General features: G+C 69.4%; 19 protein-coding genes and 1 pseudogene. 15 read left to right on the top strand and 5 right to left on the bottom strand.

What is annotated here, in order from left to right:
- Nucleotides 1-26: 26 nt before the first annotated feature.
- Nucleotides 27-680 carry a GntR family transcriptional regulator gene (locus AC25Y0_RS05875; protein ID WP_488122171.1) on the bottom strand — a complete coding sequence of 218 codons (654 nt, stop codon included), beginning with the start codon at nucleotides 678-680 and terminating at the stop codon, nucleotides 27-29.
- A 122-nt stretch (nucleotides 681-802) separates the two neighbouring features.
- Between AC25Y0_RS05875 and AC25Y0_RS05870 the strand changes: the two genes are divergently transcribed.
- Together AC25Y0_RS05870 and AC25Y0_RS05865 are read left to right on the top strand one after the other, a co-directional pair.
- Nucleotides 803-1,810, top strand: coding sequence for a 1-aminocyclopropane-1-carboxylate deaminase (locus AC25Y0_RS05870; RefSeq protein ID WP_488122172.1), 1,008 nt, complete (start codon nucleotides 803-805; stop codon nucleotides 1,808-1,810).
- A gap of 9 nt (nucleotides 1,811-1,819) precedes the next feature.
- Complete coding sequence (locus AC25Y0_RS05865) at nucleotides 1,820-4,183, top strand: transketolase-like TK C-terminal-containing protein (protein WP_488134365.1); 2,364 nt, start codon at nucleotides 1,820-1,822, stop codon at nucleotides 4,181-4,183.
- A gap of 45 nt (nucleotides 4,184-4,228) precedes the next feature.
- Here the strand turns inward: AC25Y0_RS05865 and AC25Y0_RS05860 are convergent, their stop codons facing one another.
- Nucleotides 4,229-5,200: a squalene cyclase gene (locus AC25Y0_RS05860; RefSeq protein WP_488122174.1), complete on the bottom strand. Its 972-nt coding sequence runs from the start codon at nucleotides 5,198-5,200 to the stop codon at nucleotides 4,229-4,231.
- Between the two features lie 102 nt (nucleotides 5,201-5,302).
- On the opposite strand from AC25Y0_RS05860, the gene AC25Y0_RS05855 reads away from it, so the two are divergent.
- Nucleotides 5,303-5,647: a DUF2200 domain-containing protein gene (locus AC25Y0_RS05855; RefSeq protein ID WP_488122175.1), complete on the top strand. Its 345-nt coding sequence runs from the start codon at nucleotides 5,303-5,305 to the stop codon at nucleotides 5,645-5,647.
- A gap of 65 nt (nucleotides 5,648-5,712) precedes the next feature.
- Nucleotides 5,713-7,467 carry a proline--tRNA ligase gene (locus AC25Y0_RS05850; protein ID WP_488122176.1) on the top strand — a complete coding sequence of 585 codons (1,755 nt, stop codon included), beginning with the start codon at nucleotides 5,713-5,715 and terminating at the stop codon, nucleotides 7,465-7,467.
- 15 nt (nucleotides 7,468-7,482) lie between these two features.
- Here AC25Y0_RS05850 and AC25Y0_RS05845 read toward each other — a convergent pair whose 3' ends face one another.
- Together AC25Y0_RS05845 and AC25Y0_RS05840 are read right to left on the bottom strand one after the other, a co-directional pair.
- Entirely contained in the window at nucleotides 7,483-7,998 is a 516-nt protein-coding gene (locus AC25Y0_RS05845) for a pyridoxamine 5'-phosphate oxidase family protein (RefSeq protein ID WP_488134364.1), read from the bottom strand.
- Between the two features lie 62 nt (nucleotides 7,999-8,060).
- Complete coding sequence (locus AC25Y0_RS05840) at nucleotides 8,061-8,891, bottom strand: DUF1206 domain-containing protein (RefSeq protein ID WP_488122178.1); 831 nt, start codon at nucleotides 8,889-8,891, stop codon at nucleotides 8,061-8,063.
- 63 nt (nucleotides 8,892-8,954) lie between these two features.
- Here AC25Y0_RS05840 and AC25Y0_RS05835 point away from each other — a divergent pair, with 63 nt between their 5' ends.
- The 6 genes from AC25Y0_RS05835 (at nucleotide 8,955) to rbfA (ending at nucleotide 16,563) form a co-directional block, all read left to right on the top strand.
- Nucleotides 8,955-9,989, top strand: coding sequence for an LOG family protein (locus AC25Y0_RS05835; RefSeq protein WP_488122179.1), 1,035 nt, complete (start codon nucleotides 8,955-8,957; stop codon nucleotides 9,987-9,989).
- A gap of 41 nt (nucleotides 9,990-10,030) precedes the next feature.
- Nucleotides 10,031-11,866, top strand: a complete 1,836-nt coding sequence (locus AC25Y0_RS05830; RefSeq protein ID WP_488122180.1) for a lipase family protein — start codon at nucleotides 10,031-10,033, stop codon at nucleotides 11,864-11,866.
- Nucleotides 11,867-11,954: 88 nt separating this feature from the next.
- Complete coding sequence (nusA, locus tag AC25Y0_RS05825; RefSeq protein WP_488122181.1) at nucleotides 11,955-12,944, top strand: transcription termination factor NusA; 990 nt, start codon at nucleotides 11,955-11,957, stop codon at nucleotides 12,942-12,944.
- A 32-nt stretch (nucleotides 12,945-12,976) separates the two neighbouring features.
- Nucleotides 12,977-13,249 (top strand): YlxR family protein, encoded by a 273-nt coding sequence (locus tag AC25Y0_RS05820; protein ID WP_488122182.1) that lies wholly within the window; start codon nucleotides 12,977-12,979, stop codon nucleotides 13,247-13,249.
- A gap of 56 nt (nucleotides 13,250-13,305) precedes the next feature.
- Nucleotides 13,306-16,083 carry a translation initiation factor IF-2 gene (infB, locus tag AC25Y0_RS05815; protein WP_488122183.1) on the top strand — a complete coding sequence of 926 codons (2,778 nt, stop codon included), beginning with the start codon at nucleotides 13,306-13,308 and terminating at the stop codon, nucleotides 16,081-16,083.
- A gap of 54 nt (nucleotides 16,084-16,137) precedes the next feature.
- The gene (gene rbfA / locus AC25Y0_RS05810; protein ID WP_488122184.1) at nucleotides 16,138-16,563 is read left to right on the top strand and encodes a 30S ribosome-binding factor RbfA; all 426 of its coding nucleotides are present in this window, start codon (nucleotides 16,138-16,140) and stop codon (nucleotides 16,561-16,563) included.
- Between the two features lie 254 nt (nucleotides 16,564-16,817).
- On the opposite strand, the gene AC25Y0_RS05805 is transcribed toward rbfA, so the two are convergent.
- The gene (locus AC25Y0_RS05805) at nucleotides 16,818-17,684 is read right to left on the bottom strand and encodes an HhH-GPD family protein (protein ID WP_488122185.1); all 867 of its coding nucleotides are present in this window, start codon (nucleotides 17,682-17,684) and stop codon (nucleotides 16,818-16,820) included.
- Between the two features lie 85 nt (nucleotides 17,685-17,769).
- On the opposite strand from AC25Y0_RS05805, the gene truB reads away from it, so the two are divergent.
- The 5 genes and pseudogenes from truB to AC25Y0_RS05780 form a co-directional block, all read left to right on the top strand.
- A complete protein-coding gene (gene truB, locus AC25Y0_RS05800; RefSeq protein WP_488122186.1) occupies nucleotides 17,770-18,672 on the top strand; it encodes a tRNA pseudouridine(55) synthase TruB in 903 nt (300 codons plus the stop codon).
- Nucleotides 18,669-19,037, top strand: coding sequence for a hypothetical protein (locus AC25Y0_RS05795; protein WP_488122187.1), 369 nt, complete (start codon nucleotides 18,669-18,671; stop codon nucleotides 19,035-19,037). Before truB ends, AC25Y0_RS05795 begins: the two co-directional genes overlap by 4 nt.
- A 49-nt stretch (nucleotides 19,038-19,086) precedes the next feature.
- Nucleotides 19,087-19,524: a hypothetical protein gene (locus AC25Y0_RS05790; protein WP_488134363.1), complete on the top strand. Its 438-nt coding sequence runs from the start codon at nucleotides 19,087-19,089 to the stop codon at nucleotides 19,522-19,524.
- Entirely contained in the window at nucleotides 19,521-20,480 is a 960-nt protein-coding gene (locus AC25Y0_RS05785) for a bifunctional riboflavin kinase/FAD synthetase (RefSeq protein WP_488122189.1), read from the top strand. Before AC25Y0_RS05790 ends, AC25Y0_RS05785 begins: the two co-directional genes overlap by 4 nt.
- A gap of 194 nt (nucleotides 20,481-20,674) precedes the next feature.
- Nucleotides 20,675-21,226 (top strand): annotated as a pseudogene (locus AC25Y0_RS05780) (substrate-binding domain-containing protein); the annotation flags it as partial.
- Between the last annotated feature and the right edge of the window lie 52 nt (nucleotides 21,227-21,278).

The following is a 21,278-nucleotide window of genomic DNA, read 5'->3' as shown; positions in this document are numbered from 1 at the left end:
ATCACGCTGCTCGCGGGCGCGTCGAGTCACGGCTCCGCGGCGTAGCGCAGCGACAGCCAATTCTCGCGACACAGGCGCGCTGTGCCCTCGGCGTCGCGTGCGCGAGCCGCGGCGATGATCTCGGCGTGCTGATCGACCGAGTCGCGCCCCGAGTGAGAGCCGAATCTCAGTCGTTCGACGCGGCGCAGCAGGGGAGTCGCGATCTCGAGCACCTCGGTGACGAGGGGGTTGCCGCACGCATGCACGAACGCGCCGTGGAAGCGGTCGTCCTCAGCGAGTGCCGCGTCGGTGTCGCCGGCCTCGATCGCCGCTGCGAACGCGTCGTTGGCCGCCGCGAGGTCATCCAGCTCGGCGTCTGTCATGGCGGGGACGGCAAGTCGCGCGGCCAGCTCGTGCATGGATGCCGCGACCTGCTGCGCGCTGCGTGTCGAATCCGCGTCGAGCGGCGCGATGATCGTTGCGCGTCCCGGCTGCGAGACGACGAGTCCGGCCCGCTCGAGGCGCAGCAGCGCTTCGCGGATCGGGGTGCGGCTGACCCCGAGCCATGCTTCGATCTCGGTGTCGCGCAGGCGCTCGCCGGGAGCGAGCGTGCCGTCGACGATGGCGTCCCGCAACGCGGTGTACACGTTGTCGCGCAGGAGTTCGCGTGCCGGCACGGGGCTGGCAGAGGGGACAGGCATGGAGCTCCTCGCGAGGATGGGTCTTCCGGCATTCTACGGCCGAATCTGACATCCGAAATGCGATATCCAAAATATTGCGGTAGGTTTGCGGCACTTCTTCCCCACGACCTGACGAGGACGACATGGCTATCACCGACTTCGAGCGCTACCCCCTCACCTTCGGGCCGAGCCCGATCCAGCATCTGCCGCGCCTGACGCAGCACCTCGGCGGTGCTCAGATCTGGGCCAAGCGGGAAGACGTCAACAGCGGCCTCGCCTTCGGCGGCAACAAGACCCGAAAGCTCGAATACCTCGTGCCCGAGGCGCTCGCGCAGGGTGCCGACACGCTCGTCTCGATCGGCGGCTACCAGTCCAACCACACCCGTCAGGTCGCCGCGGTGGCCGCGAAGCTCGGGCTCAAGGCCCGCCTCGTGCAGGAGAACTGGGTCGAGTGGCCCGACCCGCTGAGCGACCGGGTCGGCAACATCCAGCTGTCGCGCATCATGGGGGCGAAGGTCACACTCGACTCCGCCGGCTTCGACATCGGCATCCGATCGAGCTGGCAGCAGGCGATCGACGAGGTCGTCGCCGAGGGCGGCAAGCCCTACGCGATCCCCGCCGGTGCTTCGGATCACCCGCTCGGCGGCCTCGGCTTCGCGAACTGGGCCTACGAGGTCGAGCAGCAGGAGCGCGAACTGGGCGTCTTCTTCGACACGATCATCGTCTGCACCGTGACGGGCTCGACTCACGCCGGCATGATCGCCGGGTTCGCGGGACAGGACCGCCCCCGCCGCGTCATCGGTATCGACGCGTCGGCGACGATCGACAAGACCCGCGCTCAGGTCGAGCGCATCGCGCGCAACACCGCCGAGCTCATCGGTCTCGGTCGCGACCTGCGCGATGACGAGATCACGATCCTCGAAGGGTGGGCGGGTGACCTTTACGGCATCCCCGTCGAATCCACGCTCGAAGCCATCCGGCTCGGGGGCTCACTCGAGGCGATGATCACCGACACCGTGTACGAGGGCAAGTCGCTCGCGGGACTCATCGATCTCGTGGCATCGAAGGAGATCCCCGCGACGAGCAACGTGCTCTACGCGCACCTGGGCGGCCAGCTGGCGCTCAACGCATACAGCGGACTGTTTCGTTAGTCTTCCGTGGTGACTGACATAGACGAGGCCGTCGCCCCTTCCGTCAACGACCGCCCCCTCTCGGCCGCTGCGTCGCTCGGCGACGACGTGCTTGATCGGATCGCGCAGCGCGTGCTGTGGCTGTCGACCGCCATCGTCGACGGTGCGAACCGCGGACGCCCGAATCCGTCGGGCGTCAAGGTCGGCGGGCACCAGGCATCGAGTGCGTCGATGGTCGGGATCATGACGTCGTTGTGGTTCTCTGAGCTCACCGCCGACGATCGGGTGTCGGTCAAGCCGCACGCGTCGCCCGCACTGCACGCCATCAACTACCTGCTCGGTGGGCTCGATGCGTCGTATCTGCCGCGCCTGCGCGAAAAGGGCGGCCTGCAGAGCTACCCGAGTCGCACGAAGGACCCCGACACCGTCGACTTCTCGACCGGCAGCGTCGGCATCGGTGCGACGGCGCCGATCTGGGCGGCCCTGTCGCACCGCTATCTGCGTGACCAGTTTCCCGAGACGCCGCGATCGGGGCGCTTCATCTCGCTGCTCGGCGACGCCGAGCTCGACGAGGGTGCCGTGTGGGAGGCCATCTGCGACCCGCAGGTGTCGCGCATGGGCGAGCTGCTGTGGATCGTCGACCTCAACCGGCAGTCGCTGGATCGGGTCATCCCCGACATCCAGATCCAACGGCTGCAGGGGATGTTCGCTGCGGCGGGCTGGCAGGTCCTGACGGTCAAATGGGGGCGGCGCATCCGCGCGATCTTCGAGCGTCCCGGCGGCGACGAGCTGCGGAAACGCCTCGAGTCCATGCCGAACGAGGAATATCAGCGCCTGCTGCGTTCGCATCCGTCCGGGCTGGCGGCGCGCGTCGCCGGCCCCGCGCCGTCCGACGGGTTGCGTGCCTGCGTCGATTCCCTTGAGGAGCAGGAGCTGGCCGCCGCCATCCGCGACCTCGGCGGACACGACATCCGGATGCTGCTGGACACGTACGAGCAGATCGATCCGACCCGCCCGTCGGTGCTCTTCGCCTATACCGTGAAGGGCCGCGGTCTCGCGACCGAGGGGCACCCGAACAACCACTCCGCGCAGCTGAACGCCGCACAGCTCGACGAGCTCGCCGTGCTGTCGGGGACGTCGTTGGATGACCCGTGGCGGGCCTTCGACGACGGCACCGACGAGCAGGCGGTCATCGCAGCCGCGGCCGAACGCCTTCGCCGTCCCGACATCCCGCTCGCGGAACCGACCGCCGTGCCGGCGTCGCTGCCGTGGGGGTACCGGGCGGTCATCTCGACACAGGCGGCGCTGGGCCGTTTCCTCTCGGACCTCACCCGCGCGGCTCCCGACGCCGCGCGCCGCGTCGTGACGCTGAGCCCCGACGTCGCCTCGTCGACGAACCTGGGCGGCTGGATCAATAAGACCGGCGTGTGGGCGGTCGGGGAGCGCCGCGACTGGTTCGCCGACGACGCGGACCGGCTGCTGAAGTGGTCGGAGACATCGAGCGGTCAGCACATCGAACTGGGCATCGCCGAGGTCAACCTCGTGAGCCTCGCCGGCGAACTCGGCGCGACGTGGAGCAGGTGGGGGCAGCCGATCATCCCGATCGCGACGATCTACGATCCGTTCGTCACTCGCGCGCTCGAGCCCTGGTCGTACGGCATCTACGCGGGCGGTCAGTCGATCCTCGTCGGCACGCCCTCGGGGGTGACGCTCGCCCCCGAGGGTGGCGCGCACCAGTCGATCACGACTCCGTCGATCGGGCTCGAGCAGCCCGGTTGCATCGCGTGGGAGCCGGCGTTCGCTCAGGACCTCGAGTGGACGATGCTCGAGGCGATGAGCCGGATCGGCACGCCGGACGGCACGTCGGCGTATTTCCGACTGACCACGCGACCGATCGATCAGGCGCTCGCCCGCCTTCCCGAGGATCCGGCGATGCTCGAGCGTCGCCGGCGGCAGGTCGTGGCGGGTGGGTATCGACTCGTCGACGCGGGCGCGGATGAGGAGGTCACCCTCGTCGGCGTCGGCGCGATCATGCCCGAGGTGCTGTCCGCCGCGGAGCGGCTCGAGAGCCTCGGCGTCGCCGCCGGTGTCGTGTGCCTCACGAGCCCCGACCTCGTCTTCCGCTCACTGCAGAGCCGAGATCGACTCGACGAGTCCTCGCGCAGCGCCATCGTCGACCAGCTCTTTCCTGCATCGCGCACCGTGCCGATCGTCACCGTTGCCGACGGGCATCCGCACACGCTGTCGTTCCTCGCCGCGGTTCGGGGAGACCGCCTCCGCAGCCTCGGCGTCTCGCAGTTCGGCCAGTCGTCGAGCCTCGAGGACGCCTACGCGCTGCACGGCATCGACGTGGTCAGCATCGTCGACGCCGCGCTGGATCTGCTCGGACGCTGAGGCGCAGCCACCGTCACGGTGCTGCGCGCGGCGTGAGAAGCGGGCTCACCGCCCGGCGCCGTCCCACCACTCCAGCACGCGCGTGCCGATGAGTGTCAGCCAGCGCGACGGCTCGCCCGGTGGCACGTCGATGTCGAACCACGTGCGTCCGTCCAGCCGACCTTCCTGCAGCCAGGTGCCGTCGGGCCGCCGCGCCGCGCGCACCGTCTCGATCGCGTCGGCGAGGCGAGGATCGGGAGCGGTTCCCTCGAGGAGCGCTGCCGCGCGGAAATGGTCCAGCGCGGCAAGTGTGCTGTAGCGATACCGGTTCGGATAGAGGAACTGCGTCGCGAACTCTCCTACGACCTCACCCGTCGACAGTCGATGCAGCAGTCGACGCTCGAGCAGGTACTCCTGGCCGGCGTGGCGGGCGGCGCGCAGGGCGGGGTCGGGCGTCACCTGCTCGTACGACAGGATGCCGCGGACCGCGTTGAGGGTGGAGTGGAAGGAGGAGCGCACCGAATCGCCCTCTTCCGCTTCGCAGTTCCAGCCTCCGTCTGCGAGGCGATGCTCGGGGAACCATGCAACCAGCCGCGACACATCTGCGCCGAGCCAGACGCCGTTGGCGAGAGTGAAGGAGTTGATGCAGACATCGACCTCGCCGCCCCAGTAGGGGAGATCGTCATACTCCCACCGGCTGTGGGCAGCGAGACGCTCCGCCGTATCGCCCAGTGACTCGGCGTCGAGGCCCCACTCCCGCAGGTCCTTCAGTGCCCAGGTCGTCCCGACCCACGGCTGGCCCGGCTCGTCACGCTCGGCGCTGTCGAAGTAACCGCGCGGGAAGTATGCGCCCCCGGCCCACTGGCCGTCGGCGTCCTGCTGGGCCAGCAGCGCGGCGCCGAACCCCTCGGTCGCGACGCGTCGCCGGGTCGCCTGCCAGACCTCTTCCGGAGCGCCACTCAGATCGCGCTCAACCTGCCAGCGCAGGGCCGGGTCCGAATCCAGAAGCCACGCCGTCACCGGCGCTTCGAGAGCCATGTCAGCACGGTACGCCCGGTCGTCGACACGGTAAAGACCCGGGCGCTCGCTGCGGCGAGGGTGCAGCGAGTGCCGTGCACGGGTCGGGCGTAGGGTGGCGGCGTGCACAAGATCTTCGGAATGAGCTTCGGGCGGATCTATCCGCTCTACGTCGCCAAGGTCGAGCGGAAGGGACGCACGAAGGAGGAGCTCGACGCGGTGCTCCGCTGGCTCACCGGCTTCGACGACGCGGCTCTCGCACGCCACATCGAGGAGGAGACAGACCTGACCTCGTTCTTCGAGGACGCGGCTCTGAACCCCGCGGCCGAGCAGATCACGGGGGTCATCTGCGGCGTGCGGGTCGAGGAGATCGAGGACCCCCTGATGCAGAAGATTCGCTACATGGACAAGCTCGTCGACGAGCTCGCACGAGGCAAGACCATAGAGAAGGTGCTCCGCGCGGGCTGACCGCTGCACACGCTTCCGGGGTTCAGGGAACCCGCGACGCGACCCGCGCCCTAGACTTGTCGCTCGTGGTCACCCGTCTCTCGCACTTCTTCCTCCGCACGCTCCGCGAAGACCCCGCCGATGCCGAGGTCACCAGTCATCGACTGCTCGTGCGCGCGGGCTACATCCGCCGCCAGGCGCCCGGCGTCTTCGCCTGGCTGCCGCTCGGCCTGCGGGTCAAGGGCAAGATCGAGCAGATCGTCCGCGACGAGATGGCGGCGGCGGGTGCCTACGAAGTGCACTTCCCGGCGCTGCTGCCGCGCGATCCGTACGAGCAGACCGGCCGGTGGGAGGAGTACGGCGATGCGCTGTTCCGCCTGCAGGACCGCAAGGGAGCCGACTACCTGCTCGCGCCCACACACGAAGAGGTCTTCACTCTGCTCGTGAAGGACATGTACTCGTCGTACAAGGACCTGCCGCTGACGATCTACCAGATCCAGGACAAGTACCGCGATGAGGCGCGTCCCCGCGCCGGCCTCCTGCGCGGGCGAGAGTTCACGATGAAGGACGCCTACTCGTTCGACGCGAGTGACGCGGGCCTCGAGGCGAGCTACCAGGCGCAGCGCGACGCGTACGAGCGCATCTTCCAGCGTCTGGGCCTCGAGTACGTCATCGTGCAGGCGGATGCGGGCGCCATGGGCGGATCGCGCTCCGAGGAGTTCCTGCACCCGACGCCGGTGGGCGAGGACACCTTCGTGCGCTCGGCCGGCGGCTATGCCGCCAATGTCGAGGCGTTCACGACGGTCGTACCCGAGCCGATCCCGTTCGACGGCCTGCCCGCTCCCGTCATCTTCGACTCGCCGGACACACCGACGATCGACACGCTCGTCGCACACTCGAACGCCGTGCTGGACGGCGAATACACCGCGGCCGACACGCTCAAGAACGTCGTGCTCGCCCTCACGCACCTCGATGGCACGCGCGAGCTCGTCATCATCGGGCTGCCGGGTGATCGCGACGTCGACGACAAGCGGGTCGAGGTCGCCTTCGCCCCGGCCGAGGTCGAACCGGCGACGCCCGAGGACTTCGAGCGCCACCCGCTGCTGGTCAAGGGCTACATCGGCCCCTGGTCCGAGATGGGACCGATCCTCGGCGAAGAGTCGGCGACCGGCATCCGGTATCTGCTGGATCCGCGGGTCGTCGACGGCACGGCGTGGATCACGGGCGCGAACATCGACCAGAAGCACGTGCACTCGCTCGTCGCGGGTCGTGACTTCACCGCCGATGGTTTCATCGAGGTCGCCACGGTGCGCGCGGGAGACCCCGCACCCGACGGCTCGGGCCCCGTCGAACTCGCCCGCGGCATGGAGATCGGCCACGTGTTCCAGCTCGGACGCAAGTACGCCGAGGCGCTCGGGCTCAAGGTGCTCGACGAGAACGGCAAGCTCGTGACCGTCACGATGGGTTCGTACGGCATCGGCATCACCCGCATCCTCGCGATCATCGCCGAGCTCAACAACGACGACAAGGGCCTCGTGTGGCCCGAATCCGTCGCCCCGTTCGACGTGCACGTGGTCGCGACAGGACGCGATGCCGCAGCCTTCGAGCTTGCCGAAGCGGTGTCCGCCGAGCTCGAGGCCGCGGGCTTCGACGTGCTCTACGACGACCGCCCGAAGGTTTCGCCCGGCGTCAAGTTCGGTGACGCCGAGCTCGTCGGCGTCCCGCACATCGTCATCGTCGGACGCGGCGCCGCGGCCGGCGAGGTCGAGCTGTGGGATCGCCGCACCGGCCAGCGCGACGTCGTCCCCGCCGCTGAGGCGGTCAGCCGCCTCCGCCGCTGAGGCGGGCCCGGTCGCTCAGAACCGGACTCGTCCGTGGCGCATCGTGTCATCGGGGGAGTCGCGAGTGACGAGCGCCTTGAGCATGCCCGCCGCCGTGACGAGCCTGCCGCTCTTGGGCTCCCAGAACTCGCACTCCACGGGCGTGACCTGCAGCAGGGTGATGCCGGGGGTCTGGAGCCCGTCTTCGAACCAGATGTCCAGCGACGAGGTGTACAGCTCCTCCATCTTGGAACGGTCGTCGACGACGCTCGCCTTGCCTGCTATCGACACGTAGCGGTGCCCTTTGGGGTCGATGTAGGACAGTCCGACGTCACGCTCGGCCTGGGCCTCGTCGATCTTCTTGGTGTCTTCGAGGGTGAAGAACCAGATCGCCGCGTCGTCGTCCATCTGCCTCGTGCTCATCGGCCGGGCGACGAGGTGACCCTCGGCGTCCTGGGTGGTCAGCATCGTCAGATCGATGTCCTCGACGAGCTCCTTCACCCGGGCGATCGCCTCGGGCCCGGTCACTTCCTGCGCCTCGCTGTCTGTCATGGCTCCAGCCTCGGCGGATGGCATGGCCGCCGCGAGGGGATTGACAGCCGGGGCGGCGACGTCTAACCGTCCAGCTTCGCGTAGCGGGCGCGGAACACGGTGAAGACGCCGTATATGACGAACCCGCCACCGACGAGCCCTGCCAGAAGGTGACCGAGGAAGAGTTCCAGAAGGGCGTCGATGGCGCCGTCGAGCCCACCCGCGGCCGCGGCGTCCTTCTGCACCGCGGCGGCGACCACGAGGACGCCGACGACCCCGAGTGAGATGCCCTTCGCGATGAAGCCGACGCTCCCGGCCACCGTGAGCCCATGACCTCGTTTGCCGTCGGGGAGGTCCATCCGTTTCCGGAAGCTGCGCAGCACGCCCATCACGATGAAGGAGACGCCTCCGATCGCGATCCCCAGCCCCGTCAGGCCGAGAACGAAAGGGCCTCCCGGAAGCTGCAGCACGCCGCGACTCGCGGATTCCGCCGTCTCCTCGGCGTCGGGGCGGGCTCCCAGCGCGACGGCGGCAGTGATGATCCCGAGCGCGAGGAAGACCGCCGCCTGGCCCCATTCCGACGCGCGCCGTCCCCATTTCTTCGCCGCTCCCTTGACATCGTCGCGCGCCGCGCGGGCGATGATGCCCGCGAACGCGTGCCAGAGACCCAGGGCCATGAGTGCGACGGCGAGGACCCACAGCAGCAGGAATCCGAGCGGCGCCGAGGCGACCGCTTTCAGCGCTCCGGCCTGATCGCCCTCGCCAGGCGCTCCGAAGGCGATCGCGAGCACGATGGCACCGATGAGCACGTGCACGATTCCGTTGGCGACATACCCCGCACGGGCGAGCAGGCGCAGCACGGGGTTGGATGCCGCTTCTCGGGCGGCGGACTTCACAGCGGGCGCGGAGGGCACGGGGCCAGCATAGATCGACGTTCAGGCGCACCCTGCGACGGTGGTTCATGCGACGCTGGAGTCATGACCGAGAGCGTTGTCCCTCCCGAAGTCACCCACCGCATCCGCGAGGCGATCGAGGATGCCGGCATCCACGAGAACAAAGATCTCATCGCACGCATCCTCGCGACCGGCGTCGGCATGGGGCTCGACGAGTCCGACCGGCTCAACCTCAAGATCACATCGGCCGCGCTCACCGAGATGCGTGCGGCGTTCCGGCTCTTCGCCCCCTATGAGGACGTCCCCAAAGTGACGATCTTCGGCTCGGCGCGCACCCGCCCAGAGGACGCGCTCTACCGCCAGGCATCCGAGGTCGCTGCGGCGCTCGCTGAGCGCGGCTGGATGATCGTCACGGGCGCCGGCCCCGGAATCATGCAGGCGGGGGCCGAGGGTGCGGGCGCCGAGCGCTCCCTGGGGGTGTCGATCCGTCTGCCTTTCGAAGAGAAGCCGAACGCCGTCATCTCGTCGGCGGCGAACAACGTGACGATGAAGTACTTCTTCACCCGCAAGCTCATGCTCGTGAAAGAGTCCCGCGGGTTCGTCTGCGTGCCGGGCGGGTTCGGCACGCTCGACGAGATGTTCGAGCTGCTGACGCTGCAGCAGACGGGAAAGGCCGACCCGACACCCATCGTGCTGCTGGATGCGCCGGGGGGCACGTTCTGGGCCGGCTTGCGGCACTTCGTCGACGAGCAGCTGGTGGCGTCGGGCGTCATCTCGCCTGACGACTTCGACCGCGTGCTGGTCACCGACTCCGTCGAGGTCGCCGCATCCGAGATCACCGGATTCTGGCGAAATTACGACTCCCTGCGCTGGGTCGGTCGACGGCTCGTGCTGCGGTTGCGCCACGAGCCCACGGATGCCGAGATCGACGAGCTCAACGAACGCTTCGGGTTCCTCGCGGCCGAGGGCCGCATCGAGCGGTCCGAGGCGCTCCGGCCCGAACGTGAAGACGACGACCGCGTCGACCTGCCGCGGCTCGCGGTGGTGTTCGACCAGTTCCAGGTCGGGTCGCTGTACCGGCTGATCCGCGCCGTGAACGGCCTCGGCACCGCGAGCTGACGCATCCTCGCAAGCCCGCGAGCCGATCTACAATCAAAACGGTGAGTCAGGAGCGCAAGGCGGGGGTCGCCCCACGGTGGAGCGCACTGCCGCGCCTCGTCGCGAAAGCCCCGCCGCTCGTGCTGCTGCTCGTCGGTGCCCTCGCCCTGCTGTTGGGGCTGCTCATCATCACGCGGCCGCTCACATCGCTTGTCATCCTGACGATCTACATCGGGCTGAGCGCCGTCGTCTCCGGCGTCGCCGACCTCGCCGGTCGCCGGGCGGCGACCTGGCCACGGCGGATCTTCGCGGGCGCGTGGATCGTTCTCGGGCTCGCCGTGCTCGTCGGCTTCGGACGCACCCTCGAGTTCCTCCCCGTGCTCCTGGCGTACCTGCTCATCCTCGGCGGCCTCGGTTCGCTCTTCGACGCGTTCACACGAGGCAGTGTCAGTCGTCGCGTCCTCGCGTTCGCGTGGGCGGGAGCGCAGATCGCCTTCGGTGTGCTCGCGCTGACCTGGCCCGACGTCACGGTGCTCGTCGTCGCGATCGTGTTCGGTGTGCGCACCACCGTCTTCGGCATCACGACGCTCGTGCGCGCTGTGCGCGGGTTCCGCCACGGAACGTCCGAGCCTGCGCCGGCGGGTGAGACGGGGCAGCGCCGCAGTGCGCGCGTGCGTGCATGGGCGGCCGCCGGCCGATACGCGCTCGCCGCGCTGCTGGTCGTGACGGCATCCGGCGGCTGGTGGCTCAATGACTGGCTGCAGGAGGGCGCCAAGGTCGTCGACGCGTTCTACGACCCGCCCGACCTCGTGCCCTATGAGCACGGTCGCCTGATCCGCTCCGACGACTTCGTGGGGCAGCATCCGCCCGGTGCCGAGGTGACCCGCATCCTGTACACGACGAGCGACGCCCTGGGGCGTGCGGCCGTCGCGAGCGCGCTCGTCATCGTCCCCGATGAGCGCCCGCCCGGTGCGCGCCCGGTCATCGCATGGAACCACGGCACGACAGGCGTGGCGCGCGGCTGCGCACCGAGCCTGCGCGATGCGTCCGCCACGCGCTGGGCGATCCCCGGGCTCGACCGCGCGCTCGCCAACGGATGGATCGTGGTGGCGTCGGACTATTCCGGTCAGGGGGCGCCGGGGGTCTTCCCCTACCTCATCGGCCAGGGCGAGGCCCGTTCGTCGCTTGATGCCGTGCTGGCCGCGCGCGAACTCGAGGGGTCGATCCTGTCGCCGCGCACGGTCGCATGGGGGCACTCGCAGGGTGGGCACGCGGCGCTGTGGATGTCGGAGATCGCCGAGGAGTACGCGCCCGAACTCGACATCCGCGGAACGGCGGTGCTCGCGCCCGTCGCCGAGCCACTCGCGCTCGCCGAAGAGATGCTGCAGAGCGACAGCAACGCGCTGCTGACGATCCTCACGTCGTGGGTGCTCGTGCCGTACGCCGATACGTATGCCGACGTCGACTTGACGCGCTACGTCGCCACGGGGGCCGAGACGATCGTGCGCGAGATGACCCAGCGCTGCCCCGAAGAGCCCGGCGTCATCGTCTCGGTGGCCACCGCCCTGGGCGTCTCCGAGGATCGGCCACTGTACATCGGCGACCTGACCGCCGGCGCCCTCGGCGAACGGCTCGCCGAGAATGCCGCGACGGGGCCGTGGGGCACGCCGATCCTCGTCACGTGGGGTGATCAGGACGAAGTCATCCCCCCGCGGCTGCAGCAGGAGTTCGTGCAGCGACTGTGCGCCGACGGCGAGCAGGTGCGCTGGGCCGTCTACAGCGGCTACGACCATCTGGGCACCCTGCTGCCCCGCTCACGCTTCCTGCCGCTGCTCATCTCGTGGACGGATGCCGTGCTGGGTGGGCGCGACCTGCCGCTGGACGACTGCCTCCGCTGAGAGGTCGGTGACCGCGGCGGCATCCGGTAAAGTCATATGGTTCCGGCGCGCTCGACGCGCCGGTGAGAGCTGAATACGGAGGCCCATCGTGGACATCGATCTCGGACTGCTGAGGACCGTCGAACGCGAGAAGGAGATTCCCTTCGACGAACTCGTTCGCATCATCGAGCAGGCGATCCTGACCGCCTACGCCAAGCACACATCGCCTGACGGCGAACTCCCCGCCGGTGCGCGGGCTGAGCTCAACCGCAAGACGGGCCACGTCTCGGTCTTCATCCCGCTGCGCGATGAGGAAGACGTCGTCATCGGCGAAGAGGAGTCCACGCCCGAGGACTTCGGCCGCATCGCCGCGTTCGCCGCGAAGCAGGTCATCAGCCAGCGTCTGCGTGACATCGCCGACGACGCCGTGCTGGGTGAGTTCCGCGGGCGCGAGGGCGACATCGTCGCCGGTGTCGTGCAGCAGGGTCCGAACCCCCGCATGGTGCACATCGACCTCGGCACGGTCGAGGCGATCCTGCCGCCCGAAGAACAGGTACCGGGCGAGGAGTACACCCACGGCCTGCGCCTGCGCGTCTACGTCACCTCGGTGTCGCGGGGCACGAAGGGGCCGCAGATCACCGTCTCGCGCACTCACCCCGGACTCGTGCGCAAGCTGTTCGCTCTCGAGGTGCCCGAGATCGCGTCGGGCCTGGTCGAGATCGTCTCGCTCGCCCGCGAAGCCGGACACCGCACGAAGCTCGCCGTCAAGGCGAACGACCCCACGATCAACGCCAAGGGCGCCTGCATCGGCGAGCTCGGCCGCCGCGTGCGGGCCGTCACCGAAGAGCTGAGCGGCGAGAAGATCGACATCGTCGACTATGACCCCGAGCTGCCCAAGTTCGTCGCCAATGCGCTCTCGCCCGCCAAGGTCACCTCGAGCTTCGTGCTCGACGCCTCGAGCAAGGCCGTGCGGGCGCTCGTACCCGACTATCAGCTGTCGCTGGCGATCGGAAAAGAAGGGCAGAATGCTCGCCTCGCGGCCAAGCTCACGGGCGCGAAGATCGACATCCAGCCCGACTCCATTCTGGAAGAGGGCTGACGCGCGCCGGGCGTTCAGCGTCGAGGTGTACCATGGACCCCGTACGAACGTGTGTCGGTTGCCGCATGCGCGCGCCACGGTCCGCCCTTCTGAGGGTGGTCTCCATCGAATCGACCCTCGTCCCCGACGAGCGGGCGATTCTGCCGGGGCGGGGCGCGTGGGTCCACGACACACATGAGTGCATGGCCGCCGCCCTTCGGCGCCATGCCTTCGTGCGTGCACTCCGTGTGTCAGGGCAGCCTGACACGCAGACCATCGAGAAACGGCTGAATGGCTATGGAAACAAAGTGAACGGCTCGAAATGAGACCCGTCCGCGACTAATGGTCTGTCCTGTCTGGGCAGACCCCAGACAGGAGAACTGTGGCAAACGCCAAACCCCGCGTCCACGAGATCGCATCGGAACTCGGTGTCGACAGCAAGGTGGCCCTCGCCAAGCTGAAGGAGCTCGGCGAATTCGTCAAGAGCCCCTCGTCGACGATCGAGCCGCCCGTGGCTCGCAAACTTCGCGCCGCCCTCGAGGCAGATGGCGCCAAGAAGCCCGCTGAAGGCGGCGAGAGCAAGCCCGCTCCCGCGCGCCCCGCGGGCCGTCCCGGTCCCGCGCGCCCTGCGGCACCGACCCCCGCACCTGCTCCCGCAGCGCCGAAGCCCGCTCCGGCCGCGCCCGCTCCGGCCGCGCCCGCTCCGGCGGCGCCCGCTCCGGCCACGCCGGCTCCGGCGGCTCCCGCGCCTGCCGCGCCCGCTGCTGAGGCCCCCGCGGCTCCGGTCGCACAGACCGACGCCGGCGCAGGCACCCCCGGTGCAGCGACGCCGCAGCCGCCCCGTCCGGGTGGTACCCCGCGTCCCGGTAACAACCCGTTCGCTTCTGCGCAGGGCATGGGCCAGCGGCCCGCCGGCCCGCGTCCGGGCAACAACCCGTTCGCTTCGGCGCAGGGCATGGGCCAGCGGCCCAACCCCGGCAACATCCCGCGCCCGCAGGCTCCGCGTCCCGGAGCTCCCCGTCCGGGCGCCCCGCGTCAGGGCGCCCGCCCCGGTGGCGGCGGTCGTCCCGGTGCACCGTTCCAGCAGCGTCCCGGCGGTCCCGGCCGTCCCGGCGGTGCCGCTGGTGGCTTCCAGCGTCCCGGTGGTCCGACCGGCGGCTTCGCCGGTCGCCCCGGTGGTGGTGGCGGTCGCGGTCGTGGCCCCGGCGGTGGCACTGCAGGTGCCTTCGGTAAGGGTGGCGGCAAGTCGAAGCAGCGCAAGTCGCGTAGGGCGAAGCGTCAAGAGTTCGAGATGCGGTCGGCGCCGGTCGTCGGCGGCGTCAACGTCTCGAAGGGCAACGGCGAGATCATCCGCCTTCGCCGCGGTGCATCCATCGCCGACTTCGCCGACAAGCTCGAGGCGCTGCGCGGCTACACCGTGCAGCCCGGCACGCTCGTGACGATCCTGTTCAACCTCGGTGAGATGGCCACGGCCACCGAGTCGCTCGATGAGGCGACGTTCGAGGTTCTCGGTGCTGAGCTCGGCTACAAGATTCAGATGGTGTCGCCCGAGGACGAAGACAAGGAGCTCCTCGAGGGCTTCGGTCTCGATCTCGAGGCCGAACTCGAGGCGGAGAGCGAGGACGACCTCGAGATCCGTCCGCCCGTCGTCACCGTCATGGGTCACGTCGACCACGGTAAGACCCGCACGTTGGACGCCATCCGCCAGACCAATGTGGTCGCGGGCGAGGCCGGTGGCATCACGCAGCACATCGGTGCGTACCAGGTCTGGACCGAGCACGATGGCATCGAGCGCGCGCTGACCTTCATCGACACCCCCGGTCACGAGGCGTTCACCGCCATGCGTGCCCGTGGTGCGCAGGTCACCGACATCGCGGTCCTCGTGGTCGCCGCCGACGACGGCATCATGCCGCAGACGGTCGAGGCGCTCAACCACGCACAGGCTGCAGGTGTGCCGGTCGTGGTCGCGGTCAACAAGATCGACAAGCCCGATGCGAACCCCGCGCGCGTGCGTCAGCAGCTCACCGAGTACGGCCTGGTCGCAGAGGAGTATGGCGGCGACGTCATGTTCGTCGACATCTCGGCGCGCAACGGAACCGGCATCCAGGAGCTTCTGGACGCCGTGCTGCTGACCGCCGATGCGGGACTCGACCTCACGGCGAACCCGAACAAGGCGGCGCGCGGCATCGCGATCGAAGCGAAGCTCGACAAGGGCCGCGGTTCGGTTGCCACCGTGCTCATCCAGTCCGGAACGCTGCGCGTCGGCGATGCGATCGTCGCGGGCACGGCCTATGGCCGCGTGCGCGCCATGATCGACGAGAACGGCGACGCCGTCCACGAGGCCTACCCCTCGCGTCCGGTCCAGGTGCAGGGTCTGAACTCCGTGCCCCGCGCCGGTGACGTGTTCATCGTCACCGACGAGGACCGCATGGCACGCCAGATCGCCGAGAAGCGCGAAGCCGCCGAGCGCAACGCGCAGCTTGCGAAGGCTCGCAAGCGCATCTCGCTCGAGGACTTCACGCGTGCTCTCGAAGAGGGCAAGGTCGAGTCGCTCAACCTCATCATCAAGGGCGACGTGTCCGGTGCCGTCGAGGCGCTGGAGGAGTCGCTCCTCAAGATCGAGGTCGACGATTCCGTGCAGCTTCGGATCATCCACCGCGGTGTCGGTGCGATCACCGAGTCGGACATCAACCTCGCGACGATCGACAACGCGATCGTCATCGGGTTCAACGTCCGTCCCGACACGAAGGCGCGCGAGCGCGCTGCCCGTGAGGGTGTGGACGTCCGGTTCTACTCGGTCATCTACAACGCGATCGACGATGTCGAGCAGTCGCTCAAGGGCCTGCTCAAGCCGGAGTTCGAAGAGGTCCGCTCCGGTGTCGCCGAGATCCGCGAGGTGTTCCGCTCCTCGAAGTACGGCAACATCGCCGGTGTCATCGTCCGCTCGGGCACCATCACGCGCAACGCCAAGGCGCGCGTCATCCGCGACGGCGTCGTGATCGCCGATGGCCTGGCCATCGACTCGCTGCGCCGCTTCAAGGACGACGTCACCGAGGTGCGCACCGACTTCGAAGCCGGTATCGGCCTCGGAAAGTACAACGACATCCAGGTGGGCGACGAGATCGAGACCACCGAAATGGTCGAGAAGCCTCGTACGTGATCGTCGACGTGGGGGATGCCGTCGGGCGTCCCCCACGTTTCGAAAGGAGTCATCATGGCATCGGAACGCCAAGCACGTGTCGCCGACCGCATCAAGGTCGTGCTGGCCGAGCGGCTTGAGAAGGGTCTGCGCGACCCCCGTCTCGGGTTCGTCACGATCACCGACGTGCGCGTCACGGGCGACCTGCAGCACGCGTCGGTGTTCTACACCGTCCTCGGCACAGATGAGGAGCGCGCGGCAAGCGCCCAGGCGCTCACGTCCGCGACCGGGTTGCTGCGCAGCGAGGTCGGACGCCAGCTCAACGTGCGGCTCACCCCGACGCTGGAGTTCATCCCCGACGCGATCCCCGAGAACGCGGGCCACATCGAGCACCTGCTGCGCGAGGCACGCGAGCGGGATGCGGCTGTGGCCGGACTCGCGGCATCCGCGGATTACGCGGGCGACGCCGACCCGTACGAAAAGAGTGACGACGCGGAGTGATCCACGTCGATGAAGAGAGCGGGTGCCACGCGGCATCCGCTTTCTTCGTTTCCGGGATTCGGATGTGCGTCGTCCGTCGACGCTCCGGTCGCTCGTTTGCCTGATTCGGCTGACCTCCCCGCCGTCAGTCTGCGACAAGTGAACGGAACGCCCCTCGCTCATGTGCCTCACTGTGCTGTCGAGTGCAGCCGCGCGGCGCACTCGGCGACATATGAACGGAACGCCGTCTGTCGGACGAAGGGCGGGCGCCGTGGTCAGCGGGGGAGTGCGAGGACACCGTCCGTCGCCTCGGCGAGGCCGTCGGCGATGAGGGAGTCGATCGCGCGATCACGCTGGCGGGCATCTGCCCAGTCGGGGATGACCTCGGTCAGCGGCGCGCGGTGGTCGGTGGCATCCCGCAACGTCTTCAGCACCGCACCGCGGGCCTGTCGGTCGCTGCCTTCGTAGCGCGCCTGCCTGCGGCGCTTGTCGCCCGTGTCGGGGTACCCCGCCGCACGCCATGCGCAGCGGTCGGCCAGGGGGCATTCACCGCAGCGGGGAGTCCGGGCCGTGCACACGAGGGCGCCCAACTCCATCGCGGCGGCGTTGACGACGGCGGCATCGGCGTCGTCACCGGGCAGGAGGGCCGCCATCGCCGCGAGGTCGCGCGTGGCGGGCGGGCCGGGCTGGCTGCGCCCGTCGACCGCGCGGGCGAGCACGCGTCGGGTGTTCGTGTCGACGACCGGGTGCCGGTCCCCGTACGCGAAGACGGCGACGGCGCGTGCCGTGTAGTCGCCGATGCCGGTGAGGGCGAGCAGTTCGCCGACGTCGCGCGGCACGGTGTCGTCGTGACGGTCGCGGATCTCGGTCGCGGCGCGGTGCAGCCACAGCGCGCGCCGGGGGTAACCGAGGTTCGCCCACTCGCGCACGGCGTCGGCCGGAGTGGCCGCGGCGAGGGCCGAGGGGGTCGGCCAGCGCTCGAGCCAGGAGGCCAGCAGCGGAATGACGCGGGCCACCGGCGTCTGCTGCAGCATGAACTCACTGACGAGGATGCCCCATGCGCCGTACCCGGCGCGGCGCCACGGCAGGTCGCGCGCGTTCCGCCGATACCACGCGATGAGCGGCGTCGTGAGGTCGGGCACGCCCGCCAGCCTAAGCCTCGATCCGCCCCGCCGCGCGCCCGCGAGGCCGTCTTCCGGCCGGAGGGCGCGCCGTAAGCTGGAGGGTATGCCCGCGCCCTGCATCGTCCTCGTCGACAAGCCCCAGGGCATCACGAGTCACGACGTCGTCGCGCGCGCGCGCCGCGCCTTGGGTACCCGCAAGGTCGGCCACGCCGGCACGCTCGACCCGATGGCGACGGGGCTACTCGTGCTGGGTGTCGAGGGGGCCACGCGCCTGCTCACCTACATCGTCGGCCTCGACAAGACCTACGAGGCGACGATCCGCCTCGGAGTCACGACCGACACAGACGACGCCGAGGGCGAGACCACGGCCACGACGGATGCCGCCGGCCTCGACGATGCCGCCATCGCCCACGAGATCGCCCGGATCACGGGCCGGATCTCGCAGGTGCCGAGCACGTATTCCGCGATCAAGGTCGACGGACGTCGCGCGTACGACCTCGCGCGCTCGGGTGAAGCCGTAGAACTCAAGCCGCGCGAGGTCACCGTGTCGCGGTTCGAGGTGCTGGACATCCGCCGGCCCGAAGCGACCTCGGAGCCGGGCGTCCTCGACCTCGACGTCGCCGTGGACTGCTCGAGCGGCACGTACATCCGCGCTCTCGCGCGAGACCTCGGCTCCGCGCTCGGCGTCGGCGGGCACCTCACGGCGCTGCGGCGCACACGCATCGGGCCGTTCCCCCTCGCCGAGGCGGCATCCATCGACGACCTGGCCGATGCCGACCACCTGAGCCCGGCCGCCGCGGCGGTGGCCGTTCTCGGCCGCCTCGACGTGACCCAGGACGAAGCGCGCGACCTGCGACACGGCAAGCGCCTCATCGATGCCGCATCCCGTCTGCCGCACTCGCCGACCGCCGTCATCGCACCCGACGGCGCCCTCGTCGGCATCGTCGAGCGGCGCGGCGCCGACATCAAGAGCGCCATGAACATGCCTGAGGAGGCACCCCGATGATCCTGTGGTTCACGATCGCCCAGCTGGTGGTCGCCGTTTCGGCAGGAGTGCTGTGCGTCGTCCTGGGGCTCATGGGGCGCCGCCCGAGTGACCTGACGGTGGGCTCCCTCGCGCTCATCGAGCTGCTGCTCATCGCCCAGGTCGTCATCGCGATCGTCTCGCCGCTCGCGGGAAATCCGCCGACGGGCAGCCTTCTCGAACTGTGGGTGTACCTCGTCTCGGCCGTCATCCTGCCTCCCGCCGCGGCGCTGTGGGCTCTGGTCGAACGCAGCCGCTGGAGCACTGTCATCATGGGCATCGCGGCGCTGTCGGTCGCCGTCATGGTGTGGCGCATGCAGGTCATCTGGACCGTGCAGGTCGCATGACCGGGCGCGCGGCGCGGACAAGCGGCATCCGTCCTAGGATTGACAGGTCATGACGTCGCCTGCTCGCCCCCGCATGACCGGCATCGGCCGTGTGCTCGTGATCGTCTACGCGGTCATGGCGCTCGCCGCCACCGGTCGGTCCTTCGTCCAGATCGTCCGCGAATTCGACGAGGCTCCGCTGGCGTACTCGCTGTCGGCCCTCGCCGCCGTCGTCTACATCCTCGCGACGCTCGCGCTCGTCTTCTCGAGCTCTCGTGCGTGGTACCGCATCGCCTGGGCGGCGATCGCCTTCGAACTTGTCGGCGTGCTGGTCGTCGGCACGCTGTCGCTCGTCGTGCCCCAGATCTTCGGCCACCCGACGGTGTGGTCCTGGTTCGGGCTCGGTTATGTCTTCGTGCCGCTCGTGCTGCCATTCCTGGGGCTGTGGTGGCTCATCACCCACCGCACGCGTGACGCGACCGCAGCTGCTCCCACGGTGGCCTCGTGATCGTCTTTCGCGACCCCGCCGAGGTGCCCTCGGGCTTCGGCCCGTCGATCGTCGCGATCGGCAAGTTCGACGGCGTGCACTCGGGTCACCGTGCCGTCATCGGCCGGGCGATGGTGGATGCCGCGGCCAGCGGCGCTCGCGTGGTGGCCGTGACGTTCGACCGCAACCCGCTCGCCCTGCTGCGGCCCGACCTCTGCCCGCCCACCCTGGTCGGGGTGAATCAGAAGCTGCAGCTCCTCGCTCAGACGGGCGTCGACGCGACGCTCATGCTGACCTTCGATCAGGCGCTGGCCGACCAGAGCCCGCGCGAGTTCGTTAAGCGCGTGCTCGTCGATGCGCTGGGCGCGAGCGTCGTGCTCGTGGGCGGGGATTTCCGCTTCGGCAGTCGAGGATCCGGCACCGTCGAAGTGCTGCGCGACCTCGGACGCGAGTTCGGTTTCGACGTGCAGGTCGTCGACGATGTCCGAGCCGTCGAGGGAGATCGCCGGGTGTCCTCGACCTGGGTGCGCGAGCTCCTCGCCGAGGGCGAGGTCGCGACCGCGGCGAAGCTGCTGGGTCGCCCCCACGCCGTGTGGGGAGAGGTCGTCCACGGTCTCAAGCGAGGTCGCGAGATGGGCTTTCCCACCGCCAATCTCAGCCCCGATCTCGAAGGCTTCGTGCCTGCCGACGGTGTCTACGCGGGCTGGCTCGTCGATGAGACCTCCGCCGACGGACTGCGTCCCGGCATCCGTCATCCCGCAGCGATCAGCGTCGGCACGAATCCGACGTTCGACGATGTCCCCGTGCGGCAGGTCGAAGCCCACGTGCTCGATGAGACCGAGCTCGACCTGTACGGTCACCGCGTCGAGGTGCAGTTCATCGATCGGGTGCGCGGCATGGTGGCGTTCGAGGGTATCGACGCCCTCATCGAGCAGATGGCCGACGATGTCGAGCGGGTGCGCCGCACCCTGAGCTGACCGTCGAGGCGCGCACGAACCGCGTCGACTCCGTCGGCGCTCGGTCCGCGTCGGCGGCGTCTTCTGCTCGCTGCCGCTGTGGCCGCCGGCTGCGGCATGCCGGTGCTTCCGGCGACTGCCGTCGAGCGCAGCGCACCCCGGTCGTCGTGCGACCCCGCGCGGCCGAATCGGTGTCGTGACGCCAGGGCGGCGGCGCTGCGGCTGAGGCCCTCGGTGAAGCGATCGGCGGGCAGGGCACCGTGGCGATCATCTCCGGTGTGCCCGGAGCCACGACCGACGTCGATCGCGTCGACGGCTTCCGCGCCGTGATGGAGGAGAAGTTCCCGGACGTCACGGTCCTGGAGCCGGAGTTCTCGCGGTCGGTCGTTGCGACGGCAGAGAGCCAGGTCCAGGCGCTCATGCTCGCTCACCCCGACCTCACCGGAGTGTTCGGCGTCAACGGCAACTCGGCGACGGGCGCGGCGAACGCCGTGGTCAACGCGGGCCGTCAGGGTGAGATCGTCGTGGCCGGCTACGACGCCGAGCCCGGGACCGTGGAGCAGCTCCGCGCCGGCAACATCAACATCCTCGTCGTCCAGGACTTCATCCAGGAGGGACGCCTCGGTGTCGAGTACGCCTACGCGCAGCTGACCGGCGACACGGCATCGATCGAGTCGCCGAAGGTGCTCGAGAACATCATCGCGACGACGGAGAACGCTGACGACCCGGAGATCTCGAAGTACTTCTACATCGAGAGCTGCCTCTGATCGTCTGCCGTGGGGCGGGCGCACGCTCGTCCCACGGCAAACCCTCGACTCG

The organism is Microbacterium sp. Y547 (assembly GCF_057669785.1).
The sequence above is the reverse complement of the archived record's forward strand: the minus strand, read 5'-3'. Positions and strand labels throughout refer to the sequence as shown.

What these genes read in the sequence shown, in the direction of transcription:
- AC25Y0_RS05845 (WP_488134364.1), bottom strand. Translation starts at nt 7,998, where the DNA reads ATGACAGACAGCGAGGCGCAGGAAGTGACCGGGCCCGAGGCGATCGCC.
- AC25Y0_RS05790 (WP_488134363.1), top strand. Translation starts at nt 19,087, where the DNA reads ATGACGTCGCCTGCTCGCCCCCGCATGACCGGCATCGGCCGTGTGCTC.
- AC25Y0_RS05835 (WP_488122179.1), top strand. Translation starts at nt 8,955, where the DNA reads ATGACCGAGAGCGTTGTCCCTCCCGAAGTCACCCACCGCATCCGCGAG.
- AC25Y0_RS05795 (WP_488122187.1), top strand. Translation starts at nt 18,669, where the DNA reads ATGATCCTGTGGTTCACGATCGCCCAGCTGGTGGTCGCCGTTTCGGCA.
- AC25Y0_RS05860 (WP_488122174.1), bottom strand. Translation starts at nt 5,200, where the DNA reads ATGGCTCTCGAAGCGCCGGTGACGGCGTGGCTTCTGGATTCGGACCCG.
- rbfA (WP_488122184.1), top strand. Translation starts at nt 16,138, where the DNA reads ATGGCATCGGAACGCCAAGCACGTGTCGCCGACCGCATCAAGGTCGTG.
- truB (WP_488122186.1), top strand. Translation starts at nt 17,770, where the DNA reads ATGCCCGCGCCCTGCATCGTCCTCGTCGACAAGCCCCAGGGCATCACG.
- AC25Y0_RS05875 (WP_488122171.1), bottom strand. Translation starts at nt 680, where the DNA reads ATGCCTGTCCCCTCTGCCAGCCCCGTGCCGGCACGCGAACTCCTGCGC.
- AC25Y0_RS05820 (WP_488122182.1), top strand. Translation starts at nt 12,977, where the DNA reads ATGGACCCCGTACGAACGTGTGTCGGTTGCCGCATGCGCGCGCCACGG.
- AC25Y0_RS05870 (WP_488122172.1), top strand. Translation starts at nt 803, where the DNA reads ATGGCTATCACCGACTTCGAGCGCTACCCCCTCACCTTCGGGCCGAGC.